Below are 18,312 nucleotides of genomic sequence, written 5' to 3'. Positions count from 1 at the left end.
GTCCCGTGACGGAAGGCACCACCTCCGCTGCCGCCGAGGGTGCAGACACCCTGACCCGCCTGGAGCAGGAGGGCGAGATCGCGGCGGACTACCTCGAGGGTCTGCTGGACATCGCCGATCTCGACGGCGACATCGACATGGACGTCGAGGCCGATCGTGCCTCCGTGTCGATCATCAGCGACACGGGCGGCCGCGACCTCCAGAAGCTGGTCGGCCGCGACGGCGAGGTGCTGGAGGCGCTTCAGGAGCTGACGCGCCTGGCCGTGCACCGGGAGACCGGCGACCGCAGCCGGCTGATGCTGGACATCGGGGGCTACCGCGCCACGAAGCGCGCCGAGCTCTCGGAGCTGGGCGCCAAGGCCGCGGCCGACGCGAAGAACAGCGGTGAGCCGGTCAGGCTGAAGCCCATGACGCCGTTCGAGCGCAAGGTCGTCCATGACGCGGTGAAGGCGGCGGGCCTGCGCAGCGAGTCCGAGGGCGAGGAGCCGCAGCGCTTCGTCGTCGTGCTCCCCAACTGACTCGGTACCTGCACCACCCGCGGCCCCGTCTGTTGCGCAGACGGGGCCGCTCTTTGTCAGCCTGATAGTTCTGGTCACCGGCGTGAGAAGCGCCGGTGCGGTACGGAAGGACGGTCCCCGTGACGGAGGCAGCGGAGCTCCCCCCTGCGCCCGAGCAGGCTCGCGAGGTATTCGGTGATCGCTTCGCTGATGCGGTCCGGTACGCCGAGCTGCTGGCCGAGGCAGGCGTGCAACGCGGGCTCATCGGCCCGCGGGAGGTGCCCCGCCTGTGGGAGCGGCACCTGCTGAACTGCGCGGTGCTCTCCGAGGTCGTGCCCGAGGGCGTGACCGTGTGCGACGTCGGCTCGGGGGCCGGACTCCCCGGCATCCCCCTGGCGCTCGTCCGGGAGGACCTGAAGATCACGCTGCTGGAGCCGCTGCTGCGCCGCACGAACTTCCTCACCGAGGTCGTCGAGCTCCTGGGCCTCGACCACGTGACCGTGATGCGTGGCCGGGCCGAAGAGGTCATGGGCAAGCTGAACCCGGTCCACGTGGTGACGGCCCGGGCCGTGGCTCCCCTGGACCGGCTGGCCACCTGGGGCATCCCGCTGCTGCGCCCCTACGGCGAGATGCTCGCCCTCAAGGGGGACACGGCGGAGGAGGAGCTGAAGAGCGCGGCGACCGCCCTCAGCAAGCTCGGAGCCGTCGACACCTCCGTCGTGCAGGTCGGCGAGGGTGTCGTGGATCCCCTGTCCACGGTCGTCCGGGTCGAGGTCGGGGAGAGCCCGGGTGGCGTGCGTTTCGCGGCCAAGCGGGCGAAGGCCGCACGGACCGGCCGGACGCGTCGCCGGCGCTGACCCGTACTCCACACAAGCTGCCCCACCCGTGCCTGACGGAGTGTCGCGACACAACGGTCGTCGGCGCTGTGCATCGTGTTTCACGTGAAACGTCGCTCACTGCTGCACGGCATCATCAGTCGGGGCCGCGCCGCGGCCGACCCCCGCGACCGCAAGCCTCTCGGGTCCCTCGATGAGGGGGCGGAGTTGTCCACAGAGGTGGATTTCTCCACAGAACACCAGGCCTCACTGGTTCCTGACCCTGCGGGCATGGGAGGCTCTGTTCATTGCGAGCCTGAAGTCGAGGAGAGTGAATCCTTGCGGTCCGACGCCAACATCGCGGGACCGATGACCGATCCGGTCCCCGGTCCCCGTACCGAGTCGATGGAGGAGGATGTTTCACGTGAAACACCGCCCCCGATGGACGACACTCCGATCGGTCGTGCTGCCCAACTGGCGGTAGAGGCTCTGGGTCGTGCCGGCGAGGGCCTGCCACGGCCCGAGCAGACACGCATCATCGTGGTGGCCAATCAGAAGGGCGGGGTCGGCAAGACCACGACCACCGTGAACCTGGCGGCCTCCCTGGCCCTGCACGGGGGCCGGGTCCTGGTGGTCGACCTCGACCCCCAGGGCAACGCGTCCACGGCGCTCGGGATCGACCACCACGCCGAGGTCCCCTCCATCTACGACGTGCTGGTGGACAGCAGGCCGCTCTCCGAGGTCGTCCAGCCGGTCCCCGACGTCGAAGGTCTCTTCTGCGCGCCCGCCACGATCGACCTCGCCGGTGCGGAGATCGAGCTGGTGTCCCTGGTGGCCCGCGAGAGCCGGCTCCAGCGCGCTATCCAGGCGTACGAGCAGCCCCTGGACTACATCCTCATCGACTGCCCGCCCTCCCTCGGCCTGCTGACCGTGAACGCCCTCGTGGCGGGGGCCGAGGTCCTCATCCCGATCCAGTGCGAGTACTACGCACTGGAGGGCCTGGGACAGCTGCTGCGCAACGTCGACCTGGTGCGGGGGCACCTCAACCCCCACCTGCACGTGTCGACCATCCTGCTCACTATGTACGACGGCCGGACGCGCCTCGCCTCCCAGGTCGCGGAAGAGGTGCGCACCCACTTCGGTGACGAGGTGCTGCGGACGAGCATTCCCCGCTCCGTCCGCATCTCCGAGGCACCGAGCTACGGACAGACCGTGCTGACCTACGATCCCGGATCGAGCGGTGCCCTGTCCTACCTTGAGGCGGCACGAGAGATCGCGCTGAGGGGTGTCGGCGTCAGCTACGACGCCACCCACGCCCACATCGGCGCCCAGAACAATCCGAGCATGGTGGAGGGGATCCAGTGAGCGAGCGACGGAGGGGGTTGGGCCGTGGGCTCGGCGCGTTGATCCCTGCTGCTCCGACGGAGAAGAACCCGGCCTCGGCAGCGGTGGGAAGCGGCGCACCCGTCTCCCCGGCCGCCGTCCCGGTGCTGACGGACCGCGGAGTGGCCGCGGCCAGGGTGGCGACGCTGCCGCCGGTTCCACGGGAAACCACGGAGGGGTCGTCGACGAGCGGCGCCGCGGAGGTCCCCGCGCCTCCGGTGGGCGCGCACTTCGCGGAGCTCCCCCTCGACGCCATCACCCCCAACCCGCGCCAGCCGCGTGAGGTCTTCGACGAGGACGCGCTCGCCGAACTGATCACCTCCATCAAGGAGGTCGGCCTCCTCCAGCCCGTCGTCGTACGGCAGCTGGGCCCCGAGCGCTACGAGCTCATCATGGGCGAGCGGCGTCTGCGGGCCAGCCGTGAGGCGGGGCTGGAGGCGATTCCGGCGATCGTCCGCGAGACGGACGACGAGAAGCTCCTCCTGGACGCGCTCCTGGAGAACCTGCACCGGGCGCAGCTGAACCCGATCGAAGAGGCCAACGCCTACGAGCAGCTGCTGAAGGACTTCAACTGCACCCATGACCAGCTGGCGGACCGTATCGGACGCTCCCGTCCGCAGGTCTCCAACACGCTGCGCCTGCTGAAGCTCTCGCCGGCCGTGCAGCGCCGGGTCGCGGCCGGGGTGCTCTCGGCCGGGCACGCGCGGGCGCTGCTGTCCGTGAACGACCCGGAGGAGCAGGACCGGCTGGCCCACCGCATCGTCGCCGAGGGGCTGTCGGTGCGGTCGGTGGAGGAGATCGTGACCCTGATGGGGTCCCGGCCGCAGTCGGCCCAGCGGGCCAAGGGGCCGCGCGCCGGTGCCCGGGTCTCCCCGGCGCTCACCGACCTCGCCACCCGGCTCTCGGACCGCTTCGAGACGCGGGTGAAGGTCGACCTGGGGCAGAAGAAGGGGAAGATCACCGTCGAGTTCGCCTCGATGGAGGACCTCGAGCGCATCCTGGGCACCCTCGCCCCGGGCGAGGGGCCGGCGCTGCACAAGGGCCTCGCGGAGGGCGGCTCCGACGAAGCGGAGTCCTGACGGGCGCCGGCCGGGCGGAGGCCGCCCGGCCGGCCCGGAGCGGGCCCTGTCCGGTGTGTACCGGAACAGGGCCCGCTCTTTGCTTTTCGTCAGTTTCGACGCAAACGCATCGTGGATACGCTCAAGGAACGGAGTGCTCCGACGGCCGTCCGCGGGAGCGCGGACGAAGGAAGCGAGGAACGGCCTTCATGGGGCGACGGCTCGTACCGCTCACGCTGGACAACCTCCAGGACCTCCCCCAGCGCTGCGGCTCGTGCGTCTTCTGGGAGCTGGACCCCGTCAGCGGCGAAGCAGCGGTGAAGGGCGGCACGGCCACGCTGGAGAAGGAGGCATGGATCTCCGCCGTACTGCTCGACTGGGGCTCCTGCGGCCGGGTCGTCTACGTGGACGACGCTCCCGTGGGCTACGTGCTTTACGCCCCGCCCGCGTACGTGCCCCGGTCGTCGGCGTTCCCGACGAGCCCGATCTCCCCGGATGCGGTGCAGCTGATCACGGCGTTCATCGTGCCGGGCTACCAGGGACAGGGACTCGGCCGGGTGATGGTGCAGACGGTGGCGAAGGACCTGCTGCGCCGGGGCTTCAAGGCGATCGAGGCGTTCGGCGACGCGCGGTGGAAGGAGCCCGCCTGTCTGCTGCCGGCCGAGCACCTCACGGCGGTGGGCTTCAAGACGGTGCGGTCCCATCCGGCCCACCCGCGGCTGCGGCTGGAGCTGCGGTCCACGCTCTCCTGGAAGGAAGACGTGGAGATGGCGCTCGACCGGCTCCTCGGAGCGGTACAGAAGGAACCCGTGCTGCGGCCGCTCTGAGCGCGGTGGCCGACCGGGCATGACGAAGGGGCCGCCCCTGAGGGGCGGCCCCTTCGTTCGTCACCGTGTTTCACGTGAAACATCGGGCCGTCGGCAGACGGCTCCGGGGACTACTCGGCGATGAAGTCCTCGAGGTCGCGCAGGAGCGCGGCCTTCGGCTTGGCGCCGACGATGGTCTTGGCGACCTCGCCGTTCTGGTAGACGTTGAGCGTCGGGATGGACATGACGCCGTACTTGGCCGCGATCCCCGGGTTCTCGTCGATGTTGAGCTTGACGATCTCGATCTTGTCGCCGTGCTCAGCGGCGATCGCCTCGAGCGACGGGGCGATCTGGCGGCACGGACCGCACCAGGCGGCCCAGAAGTCCACCAGGACGGGCTTGTCGCTCTTGAGGACGTCCTGCTCGAAGGAGTCGTCGGTCACGTTCTTCAGGTCGGCCACGGCGGGCTCTCCTTCACTGGTCGGTGCGTGGGGCGGGAAGGGGGATCAGACGGAGGTCTTCTCGGGCTCGGCCTGCTGCTCGGTGTCGGCCAGCGCGGCGAGGTACCGCTCGGCGTCCAGAGCGGCGGAGCAGCCGGTGCCGGCGGCGGTGATCGCCTGGCGGTAGGTGTGGTCCACCACGTCGCCAGCGGCGAACACACCGGTCACGTTCGTCCGCGTGGACGGGGCGGCGACCTTGAGGTAGCCCTCCGCGTCCAGGTCGAGCTGGCCCTTGAAGAGCTCGGTGCGCGGGTCGTGGCCGATCGCGATGAACAGGCCGGTCACCGGCAGGTCGGACAGCTCACCGGTCTTGAGGTTGCGCAGCTTCAGCCCGGCCAGCTTCGGGTCGCCGTGGATCTCGGCGACCTCGCTGTCCCAGATGAACTTGATCTTCGGGTCGGCGAAGGCGCGCTCCTGCATTGCCTTGGAGGCGCGCAGGGTGTCCCGGCGGTGCACGATGGTCACGGACTTGGCGAAGCGCGAGAGGAAGGTGGCCTCCTCCATCGCGGTGTCGCCGCCGCCGATCACGGCGATGTCCTGGTCCTTGAAGAAGAAGCCGTCACAGGTGGCACACCAGGACACACCACGCCCGGAGAGCGCGTCCTCGTTCGGCAGGCCGAGCTTGCGGTGCTGCGAGCCCGTCGTGACGATGACGGCCCGGGCGCGGTGGACGGTGCCGGCGGTGTCCGTGACGGTCTTGATGTCACCGGTGAGGTCGACGGAGACGATGTCGTCCGGGACGAGCTCCGCACCGAAACGCTCGGCCTGGGCGCGCATGTTGTCCATGAGCTCGGGCCCCATGATGCCGTCCTGGAAGCCCGGGAAGTTCTCGACCTCGGTGGTGTTCATCAGCGCACCACCCGCGGTGACAGCACCCTCGAACACCAGCGGCTTCAGCGACGCGCGCGCGGTGTAGAGCGCCGCCGTGTAGCCGGCGGGCCCGGAGCCGATGATGATCACGTTTCGGACGTCGCTCACGGCTGGATTCCTCGTCTCTGGTCTACGTCAGTTCGACCGGTGGGAGTTGCTCGGAACTCTCACCCCACCCAACGGATCCTAAGGGGCGTGCATTCCCGGTGTGTCCGGGCACACGGAGGGTGGCCAAGGGCGTCGGCACAGTGTCCCAGGACGTGCGGATCAGGGACGTGCGTAGGTGTGCTGCAACAGCACCTTCGCGCGGGCTCCCGGGTGTTGCACGCAGCGCGTGTCCACCAGGTAGGCGGTCACCTTGCCGGTGTCCGCGGGGTCGGGCAGCACGACCAGCAGGACGTCGCGCCCCTGGTACACGCCGGTCTGGGTGGCCAGGGCCGTGTCCTGCCGGCCGATGCCCTGCTGGACGCAGGCGGGCACGGTCGGCTGCGTGAAGACGCGGGGCGGCTCGGAGTCGCCGTCGAGGCCCAGGCTGTGCGGAGCGCGGGACCCCTCGTTCTTCGAGAGGAGAGCCGTCACCTGACGTTCCAGGGCCGTCCGGGAGAAGGTGTCCGCCGCGGTGGAGTGGGTGCTGCTCGCCGTGGTGCCGCCGTCCCCGCCCCCGCTGAGCGAGGCCACCAGCACGGATCCGAGACCCAGTGCGGCCGCGCCAAAGACCGCACCCAGGACAGCGATCTTGCGGCGCCCGGGGCGCTTGCGCTCTTTGCGACCCGGTCCGGTGGAGGAGCTGCGGGCGTGTCCCGACGGACGGTCGGGCGCGGGCACCGATGTTTCACGTGAAACAGGCGTGGTTTCACGTGAAACAAGAGCGGTGGCACCGCTCGTCTCGGAGGACCCGGTCGCCTCGGAGGAACCAGACGTCTCGGCGGACCCGACCGTGTTCAGAGCCTCGGCGTCGAGCAGGGCTTCGGCCGCCAAGGCCGCGTCGATGCGCTGGGCGACGTCGTCCGGCATACGGGCCGGCCCGGGTAGTGTGCCGAGCAGCCCGCGGACCTCCTCCAGGGAGGCCTGGACGTCGGCGCAGAGTTCGCAGGCCGCCAGGTGCCGCCGGATCTCCTCGCTGCGGGGCTGGCCGAGCAGGCCGTCGGTGAGATCGGAGATCTCGGTGACGTCCGGGTGCCCCGTCGTGTCCGTCGTCGATGTCACGCTCGCCCACCTCCGCCCTTCACTGCGGCTGAGTCGCCTGTTCCGGCCCCACCCGGACCCTCACCGCGAGGACCCGCTGCGGGTGGGACGGATGTCCCCTGCGCCCGGTTCCGTCCCGCGCCGGGTTCTTCTCCGCCGTCGGCGTCCCGTTCCTCGCTCTGCTCGGGGCGGTCGGGCCGGAGGTGGGTCAGCAGGGGCAGGAGTCTGGCCCTGCCCCGGGCGCAGCGGCTCTTGACCGTGCCGACGGGCACGTCGAGCACGCGCGCGGCTTCGGCGACCGGGTAACCCTGCATGTCCACCAGGACGAGGGCGGCCCGCTGGTCGGGAGGGAGGGTGCCGAGCGCTTCCAGGAGCTGGCGGTGGAGGTCGTTGCGCTCCGCGGGGGCCGAGGCCGACTCGTGGGGCTCCAGGAGCTGTTCCAGGCGCTCGGTGTCGTCGACGGGCGCGGTCTTGCGGGAGGCGGCCTTGCGGGCCCGGTCGAGGCAGGCGTTCACCGTGATCCGGTGCAGCCAGGTCGTGACGGCCGACTGGCCCCGGAAGGTGTGGGCGGCCCGGTAGGCGGAGACGAGGGCGTCCTGCACGGCGTCGGCGGCCTCCTCGCGGTCGCCCAGCGTCCGCAGCGCGACGGCCCAGAGCCGGTCCCGGTGCCGGCGCACGATCTCGCCGAAGGCATGCGGGTCACCCTCCAGGTGCCGGGCGAGAAGGTCCTGATCGCCCACCCCGTCGTACCCGTCGCCCTCGGCCATTCGACCCCTCCCCGCTCGGCCTAGCTGGTCACCTTGATGTCCGCCACCCGGCCGCGGTAGGTGCCTTCCTCGGTCATCGGCAGCTTGGTCAGCCACACCAGCAGGTAGCGGGTCTTCACGGTGCGGCCCGGCTTGAGCGTCACGGTCGAGCCCGTGCCCGAGGCGACCTTGGTGAAGGAGTCGAACGACGTCGGCTCCGACGCCGTGTCGGCGGACGCGGTCCGCAGGTCGACCGACGTAGAGCCCACGAAGGTCACGGTCACCGTGCCGACCTCCTGGACCTTGCCCAGGTCGAGGACGACGCCGAGACCGGGCTTCAGGTTGCCGAACGCGGCACCCTGGTAGTAGTCCGTCTGCCAGTACGTCGCCGTGCTGTCGTCGTACGTCTTGCTTATGTCGGACGGCTTCTCCGACCCGTCGCCGAACGGGTCGAAGTCCCGGGCGCCGACGATGCCGACCGGCCGGCTGATGGGCTTGACGGGGCTCTTGTCGTTGCCGTCCGTCGTCTGGGTCTGGTTGTTGTCGTCGGACTGGTTGCCCTGGTCCATGAGGGCGTCCGCCAGCTGCCAGCTGCCGAGTCCCAGCGCGGCGATGAGCAGGGCCGAGACGGCCCACTTCAGGGCGCGGCCGGTGCGGCTCTGCAGCGGCGGCGGCGCGGTGAGCGGCTGCGTGACGCCCGCGGGCGCGGGGCGGCCGTAGGTGCCCTGCTGGTACGTCGTGCGCTGGTACTCCGGCGGCGCCGTGAACGCGGGCTCCGGCGGGCGGATGCGGGGCATCTCACCGATCGCCTTGACCAGTTCCTCGGGCGTGGTGCACGGGGCCTCGTGGCGCGAGGCGGTCGCCCCGTCGTTGGCGAGCGCGCGCATGGCGAGCTCGGACAGCCCGCGGTGGACACCGGCCCGCACCTGGTCGGGGGCGATCAGACCGATCTGCTTGGGCAGCCCGGACAGTCCGTAGGCGTCGTTCTCGTACGGCCAGCGCTGGGTGAGCGCCGCGTACAGCAGGGCGCCGATCGACTCGGTGTCCGTGCGCTGCGGCGTCTGCGAGGAGACGCCGCGCAGGGCGGCGTTCACGGCGAGGCCGCGGATGCGCCACTGGCCGGTGGAGGTGCGCAGCACGGCGTTGGGGTTCAGCCGCAGGTGCGCCAGGCCCTCGCGGTGCGCGGCGGCCATGGCGGCGGCGACCTGACTGACCATCTGGTAGGCGTCGTGCGGTTCCAGCGGTCCGGTGGCGAGGAGGGTGGTCAACTCCGTGGCGTCGGGCAACCATTCGTGGACGACGTAGACGACGTCGTTCTCCTCGACGGCGTCCAGCACCTGGACGAAGCGCGGGTCACCCAGCAGCGCGGAGGAGCGGGCGGCGGCGAGGACGGAGCGGGCCCGTGAGTGGTCCGCGGGCAGGATGTGGACGCCGACGGCACGCCGGAGTTTCTCGTCGACCGCGCGCCAGCTGCTGAACCCGTCCAGGCGGGTGACGCACTCCTCGAGCCGGTAGCGCCGGGCGAGCTTGTGACCGCTGTGCAGCTCGGGCGGTGAGGCCTTCCCGGGACGTTCCGTCCCCCCGCTCCCCTGAGCCTCGTCGTTGTCCGTGTCCCGCTCCCGGTTCGTGGCCACCCCGTCGGCCGTGGCCTGGTCCGCCTGTGCGGTCAGCGGCTCGTCGCCGCTGTTGTCTGCCACGTCGACGGCAGCCGTGCTCCGTTCCGCCACCGTCGTTCCTGCCTCCCCATCCAGTGCGTGCCCTCCGACCTCGAGCACGCCGTCCGACGCCGAACCCAATTGTGCCCACAGTCCGGCGCTATGCACGACACGCGGCGACGGACGATGGTTGTGCGCCTACCCCCCGACTCAACGACCCAGGCGTCCCCGGACGGTACCGACGAGCGAGTTGAGCTCCTCGATGCGCATCCGGCGGGCGCCGACGTAGAAGACGGCGAGCAGGACCGCCCCGCCGGCCAGCAGCGCGACGAAGGACCCGCCGGCGCCCTGGCCCAGGGTGCGGCCGATGCCGTAGCAGGCCGCGCCGCTGAGCAGGGCGGCCGGGACGGAGGCGATGCACAGCCGCGCGTACGTCCGCAGCACCCGGGCGCCGTCGAGGTCGCCGCCGAGCCGCTTGCGCAGCCGGTTCCAGGCGACGCCTACGCCGATGGCGTAGGCGAGCCCGTAGGAGGCGGCCATGCCGACCACGGCCCAGCGGGCCGGGAGGACGAAGAAGCAGAGGGTGGAGGCGCCCGCGTTGACGGCGGCGACGATGACCGTGTTGTAGAAGGGCGTCCGGGTGTCCTCGTAGGCGTAGAAGGCGCGCAGGACGACGTACTGCACCGAGTACGGGATCAGGCCGAGGCCGAAGGCCATCAGCATGTACCCCATGTTGGTGGCCTCGCTGGTGCCCGAGGAGCCGAAGATCAGGGTGCACATCGGGATGCCGAGCGCGAGGAAGCCGAAGGCGATCGGCACGATCGCGACGGCCGTGGTGCGCAGCCCCTGCGAGATGTCCTCGCGGACGGCGCCGCCGTCGCCCTCGGCGGCCGAGCGGGAGATGCGCGGCAGCAGGGCTGCCATCAGCGAGACGGTGATGATGGCCTGCGGCAGGCCCCAGATCAGCTGGGCGTTGGCGTAGGCGGCGAAGCCGGTGCCGTCGACGGGCGAGTTGTCACCGGCGGCGGTGGACAGCTGGGAGACGACCAGTGCGCCCGCCTGGTTGGCGAGGACGAACAGGAAGGTCCACTTGGCGAGCGTGACCGCCTTGCCGAGGCCGTGGCCCCGCCAGTCGAAGCGCAGCCGCATCCGGAAGCCGGTCTCCCGCAGGTACGGGATCATGGCGAGCGCCTGGACGACCAGGCCCAGCAGGATGCCCACGCCGAGGAGGCGCTGGCCCTCCGCCGGGATGGTGGTGACCTTCATGCCGGAGTCGGCGGCGGTGCCGTAGACCCAGATGAACATGCCGAGCGTCACGATGATGACGACGTTGTTCAGGACCGGCGTCCACATCATCGCGCCGAACTTGCCGCGCGCGTTGAGGACCTGTCCCATCACCACGTGCACGCCCATGAAGAAGATCGAGGGCAGGAAGTACTGCACGAAGGTGACGCCGACGTCGTTGGCCGCCGGGTCGCTGGCGACGCGGTCCGACAGCAGCCGGATCAGCAGGGGCGCGGCGAAGATCGCGGCGACCGTGAGCAGGCCGAGCGCCACCATGACGAGGGTGAGCAGCCGGTTGGCGTAGGCCTCGCCGCCGTCCTCGTCCTCCTTCATGGCGCGCACCAGCTGCGGCACGAAGACGGAGTTCAGGCCGCCGCCGACGGTCAGGATGTAGATCATCGTCGGCAGCTGGTAGGCCACCTGGAAGGTGTCGCCGAGCAGGCCCACGCCGAGCGCGGAGACGATCAGCGCCGAGCGGATGAAGCCGGTGAGCCGGGAGACCATCGTGCCGGCGGCCATGACGGCGCTGGACTTCAGCAGCCCCCCGGCCCGGCCGCCCTTCTTGGCGGCCGGTGCGGCGGCCGACGCGGCGGCGACCGGTGCCGTGGCCTCGGCGGGGGCGGTGCCCAGGTTCATCGTCCGGTCGTCGGCGGGCGCCGACGCCGCCGCGTACTGCTGCGCCGGGCCGGGTCCGCCGGGGGCCGCGGCCGGGCCGGGCACCGCCGGGGAGTCCGTGAGCGGGCGGGTGCCGCTCTGCTGCTGGTCGCGGAAGAGGTGCGCGAAGGCGTCCGGCTCGTGCTGCTCCTCGCCGGAGTGCGACACCAGGTCGTCCACGCCCACGTACTGGGTCGTGCGCGGGTCGTCGCCGTACGGCAGGTACTGGGTGGCGCCGTCCGGCTCGGGCGCCGGGGTCTGCGCCCACACCCGCGGGTCGGGCGCGTACGGCGACTGCTGCGGCCGCCCGTACAGCGGCTGCTGCGGCTGCTGGTAGGTGCCGGGCGGCGGCGGGGGGTGCGCGGCGCGGTCGTACAGCGCCTCGGCGACGGGGTCCTGCGCGGTGAGGTCCTGCGCGCGGTAGGGGTCCTCGTCGTAGGCGTCCTGGAGGTACATGTCCGCGGGGTGCTGCTGGGGCACCTGGCCGTGCTCGGGCGGCGGGCCGTCGGGGTACCCCGAGCTGCCCGCGGCCTGACCGCGGTCACCGTCGTACGGCGCGTTCATGGTTACCCCACCTCATCGTTCCGGGCCACCGGCCACGACAGTCTCAACGGTCCACTCTCTCACCCGTGCCGGACGGGTCGGCGTTTTCCGCTGCGGTGTCCGGCCTCCCGTCACTCGGCTGCTGCGGGCCACCGGCCCGGGGGCGGGCGGTGGTCCCGTCCGGGAGACGGTCCTCGGCGCCCTCGGGGTTCCGGGCGGCGTCCGCAGGCTCGTCGGCCTCCTCGGCCGCGGCCTCTTCCGTGCCGTCGTCCTCCGGCGTCGCCTCCGCCTCGCGGGCGGCCGCGCGCTTGCGCTGGGTGTACATCCGGAAGCCGGCCAGCACGAGCAGCAGCACACCGCCGCCGATGACCAGCATCACCGTGGCCGTGATCTCGGTGACCTTCACGTCGAACGTGACCGGGGCGCCGTACGCCTGGCCGTCCTGCGTGTACAGCTGGGCGACGAGCGTGGACTGGCCGTTGGCGTTGGCGGAGGTGGTGAACTTCACCGTCGTGCTGTGCCCGCCCGAGACGGCGATCGGCTGTTCTTCATAGTCCTTGCCGCTGATCTCCAGGCGGGTCGGGTTGGTGGAGCTGAGCCGCAGCACCAGGTGATCGACGCCCTGCACCAGGTTGTTCTGCACGGTCACCGGGATGGTGGCGCTGCGCCCGGACAGCTTCGTCGGTGACTTGTCGATCAGCCTGACCCGGCCGGCGAGCGTGTCGAGGTAGCCGCGCACCGCCTGGCGGAACACACCGGCCGCGCCGGGCCGACCGCGCCACGACGTGGACATCTCACGGTTGACGGCCCGCCCGAAGGGGGTCACCACCCGGGACTGGTCGCTGAGGATCACCTTGAACCGGTCGAGCCGCTCCTGCGTGGTGGCGGTCTCCTGGAACGCCGTCCGGGCCAGCTCCTGCTTGTGCAGCGAGGCGGGGTACGCCGAGCGGGCGGGCACCTTGGTCGTGGCGTCCGGGTCGGGCTTGGCCTTGGCGGTCGCGGTGAGGTCCTGCGGCTGCGACCAGGTGCTGCCCTGCAGGGCCGACACCGCCTCGGCCATCGCCCGGGCCTGCCCCGCGGTGAGCAGGCGCTGCGGCGCGACGACGACGCTGCGCTGCTTGTCGGTCTGCAGGTTGAGGGCGAGGCTCTGCGCGAGGAACTGCTGCACCGCCAGGGTGGCCGCGGACGCGTTCGTCAGGTCGCCCTCGAAGGCCCGCGACAGCTTGCTGTCCGCGACGACCGCCGTGGTGCCCCCGCCGATGGGGCGGGCGGCGGACGGCGTGTAGGTCAGGCCGCCCGTCTCCTGCAGGCTGTCGCTGCGGGCGATGACCTTGTCGGCGCCGGCGGAGGTGGCGACCTTGACGATCGACGGGTCGACGGCGCCCTGCACGGGCCAGGCGAAGTCGGTGCTCGGCGTCACGTGCAGCACGGTCTCCACCGTGGTAGCGGCGACGTCCGTGGCGGCCTTGAGCTGGCTGAGCGAGCCGGTGACGCGGGTTCCGTTGTGGGCGAGGGAGGCCAGGTCCGGGTCCGCGAACGGCAGGGCCACGACCTCCTTGCCGGCCACCGCGTCCTGGAGCTTGGCGAGCCACTGCTGGGCCACCGCCTGGTGCGTGCCCGGCTCGGTGGTGTCGCCGTCCACGCGGAGGCGGTAGCCGCCCGCCATGGCGTCGACGGAGGCCAGCAGGTCGGGGTCGATCACCCAGGTGACGTCGAGTTCCTTGCCGAGCGCCAGCAGCTGGTCCAGGCGGCCGCCGGGGGCGATCTCCGTGGCGAGGTCGTCGTCGAGGAACACCGGCGTCTGCTGCTGGTTGGACCCGGTCTCCGCCGTCATGTGCACGGTGGAGATCAGCGGCCACAGCACCGTCGTCCGGGTGGTCGTGTCGGCCTCGTCGGCCTGCCACGGCAGGAAGGTGCGCTGGATGCCCAGCACCTGGTCCCACGGCTGGGCGGACGTCTCACCGGACAGCGCGACCCCCAGCGGGTAGACGCCGTCCCCGCCCAGGTTGAGCTTGTCGACGGGCACGGAGATGGTGAAGTGCTCGGCGACGCCGGGCGTGAGCTTGTCGAACGACGCCTTGTACGCGCCGCCCACCGCGGTGCCGTCGGTGCCCGGGAGGTCGTCGGCGCGCTTGGCGACGTCGGCGATCCCCGACCGCGTGGTCAGCACCGACCCCACCCGCAGGTCGACGTGGGCGTCGGTGACGGCCTGCTTGCCCTTGTTCGTCACCGTGCCGGACACGGTCACCGTGTCGCCGTCGCTGGGGGCGCCCGGGGTGAGCGAGTCCACGGACACGGCCACCGGACCGGAGCGCGACGCCTCCCGTGCGCCCTCGGGGCCGGCCGCCTGTGCGGGACCGGCCGTGGGCAGCTGGAGCAGCCCGGCCAGCAGCGGCGCTCCGGCGAGCAGTGCGCCGGTGCGCCGAAGCCACCGGCGGGCAGGTGAGGGAGTCGTCCCCGGGGTGTCTGCCGCCTCGGCCACGCGTTCGCCGTCCCTCGTCGTCGTCAGTGGTCGTCGGAAAGTGCGTCCACGCATGGTAACGAGGTGCGCTGAGAGGAAGTGCCGCGGAGCCCTCCACAAGATCGGCGAGGAGCCCCCGGGCCGTCCTCTATGTGCCCGTATAAAGAGGAGCGCCGTCGAACACCACAAGTGCTGATCTTGTGGGTGTATCGAGGGAGGTGTCCGGCCCCGCGGGGGCGCAGCGGCCCGGGGCTCGCCGGGGCGCGGGGGGCCTCCGGGGCCACGTACCCTTTCCTGTTGTGCCGAACGCCAACGAAGACAACACCAGTGCCCTGAGCCAGGCGCAGCACCGCGCGGTCAACGAGCTGCTGCGGGTCGCCCCGGTCGCCGACGACCTCGCCCGCCGCTTCCAGGCGGCGGGGTTCTCGCTCGCCCTGGTCGGCGGCTCGGTCCGGGACGCGTTGCTCGGGCGGCTCGGCAACGACCTGGACTTCACCACCGACGCCCGCCCCGAGGACGTCCTGAAGATCGTCCGGCCCTGGGCGGACGCCGTGTGGGAGGTCGGGATCGCCTTCGGCACCGTCGGTGCCCAGAAGGACGGCTACCAGATCGAGGTCACGACCTACCGGTCCGAGGCCTACGACCGCACCTCCCGCAAGCCCGAGGTGTCCTACGGCGACTCCATCGAGGAAGACCTCGTCCGCCGTGACTTCACCGTGAACGCGATGGCCGTCGCGCTGCCGGAGAAGGAGTTCGTGGATCCGCACGGCGGCCTCGTCGACCTCGCGGCCCGGGTGCTCCGTACGCCGGGCACCCCCGAGGAGTCGTTCTCGGACGACCCGCTGCGCATGATGCGGGCCGCGCGGTTCGCCGCCCAGCTCGACTTCGCGGTGGCCCCGGAGGTCGTCACGGCCATGACCGAGATGGCGGACCGTATCGACATCGTCTCCGCCGAGCGGGTCCGGGACGAGCTCAACAAGCTGGTCCTGTCCGCACACCCCCGTCAGGGCCTGACCCTGCTGGTGGACACGGGCCTCGCCGACCGGGTGCTGCCCGAGCTGCCCGCGCTGCGGCTGGAGAGCGACGAACACCACCGGCACAAGGACGTCTACGAGCACACGTTGATCGTCCTGGAGCAGGCGATCGACCTGGAGCAGGACGGCCCCGACCTCACGCTCCGGCTGGCCGCGCTGCTGCACGACATCGGCAAGCCGCGCACGCGCCGCTTCGAGAAGGACGGCCGGGTCTCCTTCCACCACCACGAGGTGGTCGGCGCGAAGATGACCAAGAAGCGCATGACCGCGCTGAAGTACTCCAACGAGCTGGTGAAGGACGTCTCCCGGCTCGTGGAGCTTCACCTGCGCTTCCACGGCTACGGCACCGGGGAGTGGACGGACTCGGCGGTGCGCCGCTACGTCCGGGACGCCGGCCCGCTCCTCGACCGCCTGCACAAGCTGACCCGCTCCGACTGCACGACCCGCAACCGGCGCAAGGCGGCCGCTCTCTCGCGGGCGTACGACGGGCTGGAGGAGCGGATCGGCCAGCTGCAGGAGCAGGAGGAGCTGGACGCCATCCGTCCCGACCTCGACGGCAACCAGATCATGGAGGTCCTGGGCGTCGGCCCCGGCCCGGTCGTGGGCAAGGCCTACCAGCACCTGCTGGAGCTGCGCCTGGAGAACGGGCCGATGGAGCGCGACGACGCGGTGGCGGCCCTGAAGGAGTGGTGGGCCGAGCAGAGCTGAGGGAACACGACGGGGCCATGTTTCACGTGAAACATGGCCCCGTCGTGTTGCTGCTGTCTTGCTGTCACCCGCGTGCGGAGCGATGTTTCACGTGAAACATCGCCCCACACTGAGTGGGTCGCCCTACTTCTTGTCCTTCAGGCAGAGCAGGAAGTCGCTGCCGTCGCCGGACTCGGTGTAGGTGTACTCGAAGTCCTTGGCCTCGGCCTCGCACTTCGTCGAGGCGGCCACCTCGCCCGCGTACTTGCCCTTGATCTTGGCCAGCACGACGTACTGGGCCTTCGTCGACTTGCAGTCGACGACCTCGAGGTCCGGGTCGGTGGAGGAGCTGCTGCCGCGGTGCATGCAGTCGCCGACCGAGGCGGTGTCCGCGTCGTCCCGGCTCGCTATGAAGCTGCCGATGGCCACACCGAGGACCGCCACGACGATGACGATGTTCTTGATGAGCTTGAAGCTCACCTTGCGGCGGGGCGGCTGCGGCGCGGGGACACCCTGGTTCGGGAACGGGGCGTAGGGCACCTGGCTCGGCTGCTGCGGCTGGCCGCCCTGCGGCGGGTACGGGGCCTGGGGCTGCTGCGGCTGGCCGTACGGCTGCTGGCCCTGTGCGTAAGGGTTCTGGCCCTGGGGCGGCGTCGTGGTCACGGAGGGGTCCCCCTGCGAAAAAGTTGGTGAGCGCTCGCATAAGAAGCGCATAAGACGCACGTAAGTTACCGGCCACCACTGACACTGCTGACACCTGGCGGGACTCTGTGGCTCGGATGTGACACTCAGCGGCGCCCAAAGCGGGCCATAGCCGCTGCAACCGCTCCGTAGGTCACGGCGATCGTTATCACCAGGGCCGCTGACCGGCCGTCCTGCGGCAGCATGAGGGCGGCCACCCCGGCGGCGCCCACGAAGGCGACGTTGAACAGGACGTCGTAGAGGGAGAAGACCCGGCCGCGATAGCCGTCCTGCACGCCAGACTGGACGACGGTGTCGGTGGCTATTTTCGCCCCCTGGGTCACGAGGCCCAGCAGGAAGGCGAGGACGAGGACCGGGCCCCGGCGGAACGGCAGCCCGAGGACCGGTTCCAGGACGGCCGCCGCGGCGGCGCACACGACGATCCAGCGGACCGGGCCCAGCCTCCCCGCCGCCGACGGCGTCACGAGGGCCGCGACGAAGAAGCCGGCGCCGGAGACGCCCACCGCCAGGCCCAGCAGCGCCAGCCCCTCGTCCGGGTCGGAGCCGGACGACCAGGCGTACCGGCACAGCATCAGCACCATCACGGTCAGCGCGCCGTAGCAGAACCGCATCAGCGTCATGGCGCCCAGCGCCCACGCGGCCGCCCGGCGCCGCGGCTCGGTCAGGTGCCGTACCCCGGCGGCCAGGCCGCTCGCCGTGCCCCGGAGGGCGACCGACAGGCGCGGGCGCACCAGCGCGAGGTCGGGGCCGAGCAGGTCGGGCGCCATGCGCAGCGAGGCGAGCGCGGAGCACAGGTACAGGCCGGCCCCCAGCAGCACCACGGCGGCGTCGGAGTCGGCGACGACCAGCCGTACGAGGAAGGCGAGTCCGCCGCCCGCGGTCGCGGCGAGCGTCCCGGCGGTCGGGGACAGCGAGTTGGCCAGCACGAGCCGGTCCGCGTCCACCACGCGAGGCAGGGCCGCGGACAGCCCGGCCAGGACGAAGCGGTTGACGGCCGTCACGCACAGCGCGCAGACGTAGAACAGCCAGTCGGGGACGTGCGTGACCATCAGGGCTGCGGTGGCCGTCGCGAGCACGGCGCGCAGCAGGTTGCCGTACAGGAACACCTGCCGGCGGCGCCAGCGGTCCAGCAGGACGCCGGCGAAGGGGCCGACGAGCGAGTAGGGCAGCAGCAGGACCGCCATCGCGGAGGCGATGGCCGCGGCCGAGGTCTGCTTCTCGGGGGAGAAGACGACGTACGTCGCGAGCGCCACCTGGAACACACCGTCGGCGCACTGGGAGAGCAGCCGCACGGCGAGCAGCCGCCGGAAGGTGCCGAAGCGCAGCAGGACGCGCAGATCAGGGACGACGGCCATGGCGGACAGCCTCACATACGGCAGGGTCCCCGGATCGAGTGACCCGGGGACCCTGTGCGCCCTGGCAGGAGCGGTGT

The 18,312-nt window shown here is 71.5% G+C and carries 15 protein-coding genes; 6 read left to right on the top strand and 9 right to left on the bottom strand.

Annotation, left to right across the window (positions count from 1 at the left end; all coding sequences use genetic code 11):
- Positions 1–5 precede the first annotated feature (5 nt).
- From AQJ30_RS28605 to AQJ30_RS28585, 5 genes are all read left to right on the top strand, one after another.
- Positions 6–518 (top strand): Jag family protein, encoded by a 513-nt coding sequence (locus tag AQJ30_RS28605; protein ID WP_067239677.1) that lies wholly within the window; start codon positions 6–8, stop codon positions 516–518.
- Between the two features lie 119 nt (positions 519–637).
- Positions 638–1,354, top strand: a complete 717-nt coding sequence (gene rsmG, locus AQJ30_RS28600) for a 16S rRNA (guanine(527)-N(7))-methyltransferase RsmG (protein ID WP_067239675.1) — start codon at positions 638–640, stop codon at positions 1,352–1,354.
- A 249-nt stretch (positions 1,355–1,603) separates the two neighbouring features.
- A complete protein-coding gene (locus AQJ30_RS28595) occupies positions 1,604–2,677 on the top strand; it encodes an AAA family ATPase (RefSeq protein WP_079084366.1) in 1,074 nt (357 codons plus the stop codon).
- Positions 2,674–3,774: a ParB/RepB/Spo0J family partition protein gene (locus AQJ30_RS28590; protein WP_067239671.1), complete on the top strand. Its 1,101-nt coding sequence runs from the start codon at positions 2,674–2,676 to the stop codon at positions 3,772–3,774. The genes AQJ30_RS28595 and AQJ30_RS28590 overlap by 4 nt, the downstream gene beginning before the upstream one ends.
- A gap of 188 nt (positions 3,775–3,962) precedes the next feature.
- On the top strand, positions 3,963–4,580 hold the full coding sequence (locus AQJ30_RS28585; RefSeq protein ID WP_067239669.1) for a GNAT family N-acetyltransferase: 618 nt from the start codon (positions 3,963–3,965) through the stop codon (positions 4,578–4,580).
- A gap of 110 nt (positions 4,581–4,690) precedes the next feature.
- Here AQJ30_RS28585 and trxA read toward each other — a convergent pair whose 3' ends face one another.
- The 7 genes from trxA to AQJ30_RS28550 form a co-directional block, all read right to left on the bottom strand.
- Complete coding sequence (trxA, locus tag AQJ30_RS28580; protein WP_067239667.1) at positions 4,691–5,020, bottom strand: thioredoxin; 330 nt, start codon at positions 5,018–5,020, stop codon at positions 4,691–4,693.
- A 45-nt stretch (positions 5,021–5,065) separates the two neighbouring features.
- Positions 5,066–6,037, bottom strand: coding sequence for a thioredoxin-disulfide reductase (gene trxB, locus AQJ30_RS28575; RefSeq protein WP_067239666.1), 972 nt, complete (start codon positions 6,035–6,037; stop codon positions 5,066–5,068).
- Positions 6,038–6,196: 159 nt separating this feature from the next.
- Complete coding sequence (locus AQJ30_RS28570; protein ID WP_067239664.1) at positions 6,197–7,135, bottom strand: anti-sigma factor family protein; 939 nt, start codon at positions 7,133–7,135, stop codon at positions 6,197–6,199.
- Entirely contained in the window at positions 7,132–7,881 is a 750-nt protein-coding gene (gene sigM / locus AQJ30_RS28565; RefSeq protein WP_067239662.1) for an RNA polymerase sigma factor SigM, read from the bottom strand. Before sigM ends, AQJ30_RS28570 begins: the two co-directional genes overlap by 4 nt.
- A 20-nt stretch (positions 7,882–7,901) precedes the next feature.
- Positions 7,902–9,587 (bottom strand): protein kinase family protein, encoded by a 1,686-nt coding sequence (locus AQJ30_RS28560; protein WP_067239660.1) that lies wholly within the window; start codon positions 9,585–9,587, stop codon positions 7,902–7,904.
- A gap of 138 nt (positions 9,588–9,725) precedes the next feature.
- Positions 9,726–12,017, bottom strand: coding sequence for a murein biosynthesis integral membrane protein MurJ (gene murJ / locus AQJ30_RS28555; RefSeq protein WP_067239658.1), 2,292 nt, complete (start codon positions 12,015–12,017; stop codon positions 9,726–9,728).
- A gap of 43 nt (positions 12,018–12,060) precedes the next feature.
- On the bottom strand, positions 12,061–14,478 hold the full coding sequence (locus AQJ30_RS28550) for a DUF6049 family protein (RefSeq protein WP_067239656.1): 2,418 nt from the start codon (positions 14,476–14,478) through the stop codon (positions 12,061–12,063).
- Positions 14,479–14,756: 278 nt separating this feature from the next.
- Between AQJ30_RS28550 and AQJ30_RS28545 the strand changes: the two genes are divergently transcribed.
- Complete coding sequence (locus tag AQJ30_RS28545; RefSeq protein ID WP_067239654.1) at positions 14,757–16,199, top strand: CCA tRNA nucleotidyltransferase; 1,443 nt, start codon at positions 14,757–14,759, stop codon at positions 16,197–16,199.
- A 123-nt stretch (positions 16,200–16,322) separates the two neighbouring features.
- Here AQJ30_RS28545 and AQJ30_RS28540 read toward each other — a convergent pair whose 3' ends face one another.
- Positions 16,323–16,841, bottom strand: coding sequence for an LppU/SCO3897 family protein (locus AQJ30_RS28540; protein WP_067239652.1), 519 nt, complete (start codon positions 16,839–16,841; stop codon positions 16,323–16,325).
- 125 nt (positions 16,842–16,966) lie between these two features.
- Entirely contained in the window at positions 16,967–18,235 is a 1,269-nt protein-coding gene (locus AQJ30_RS28535) for an MFS transporter (protein ID WP_067239650.1), read from the bottom strand.
- Positions 18,236–18,312 lie beyond the last annotated feature (77 nt).

This window comes from Streptomyces longwoodensis (assembly GCF_001514125.1).
GTDB classification, from domain to species: domain Bacteria; phylum Actinomycetota; class Actinomycetes; order Streptomycetales; family Streptomycetaceae; genus Streptomyces; species Streptomyces longwoodensis.
Note: the sequence above shows the minus strand (reverse complement) of the source record. Positions and strands in the feature narration are given on the sequence as shown.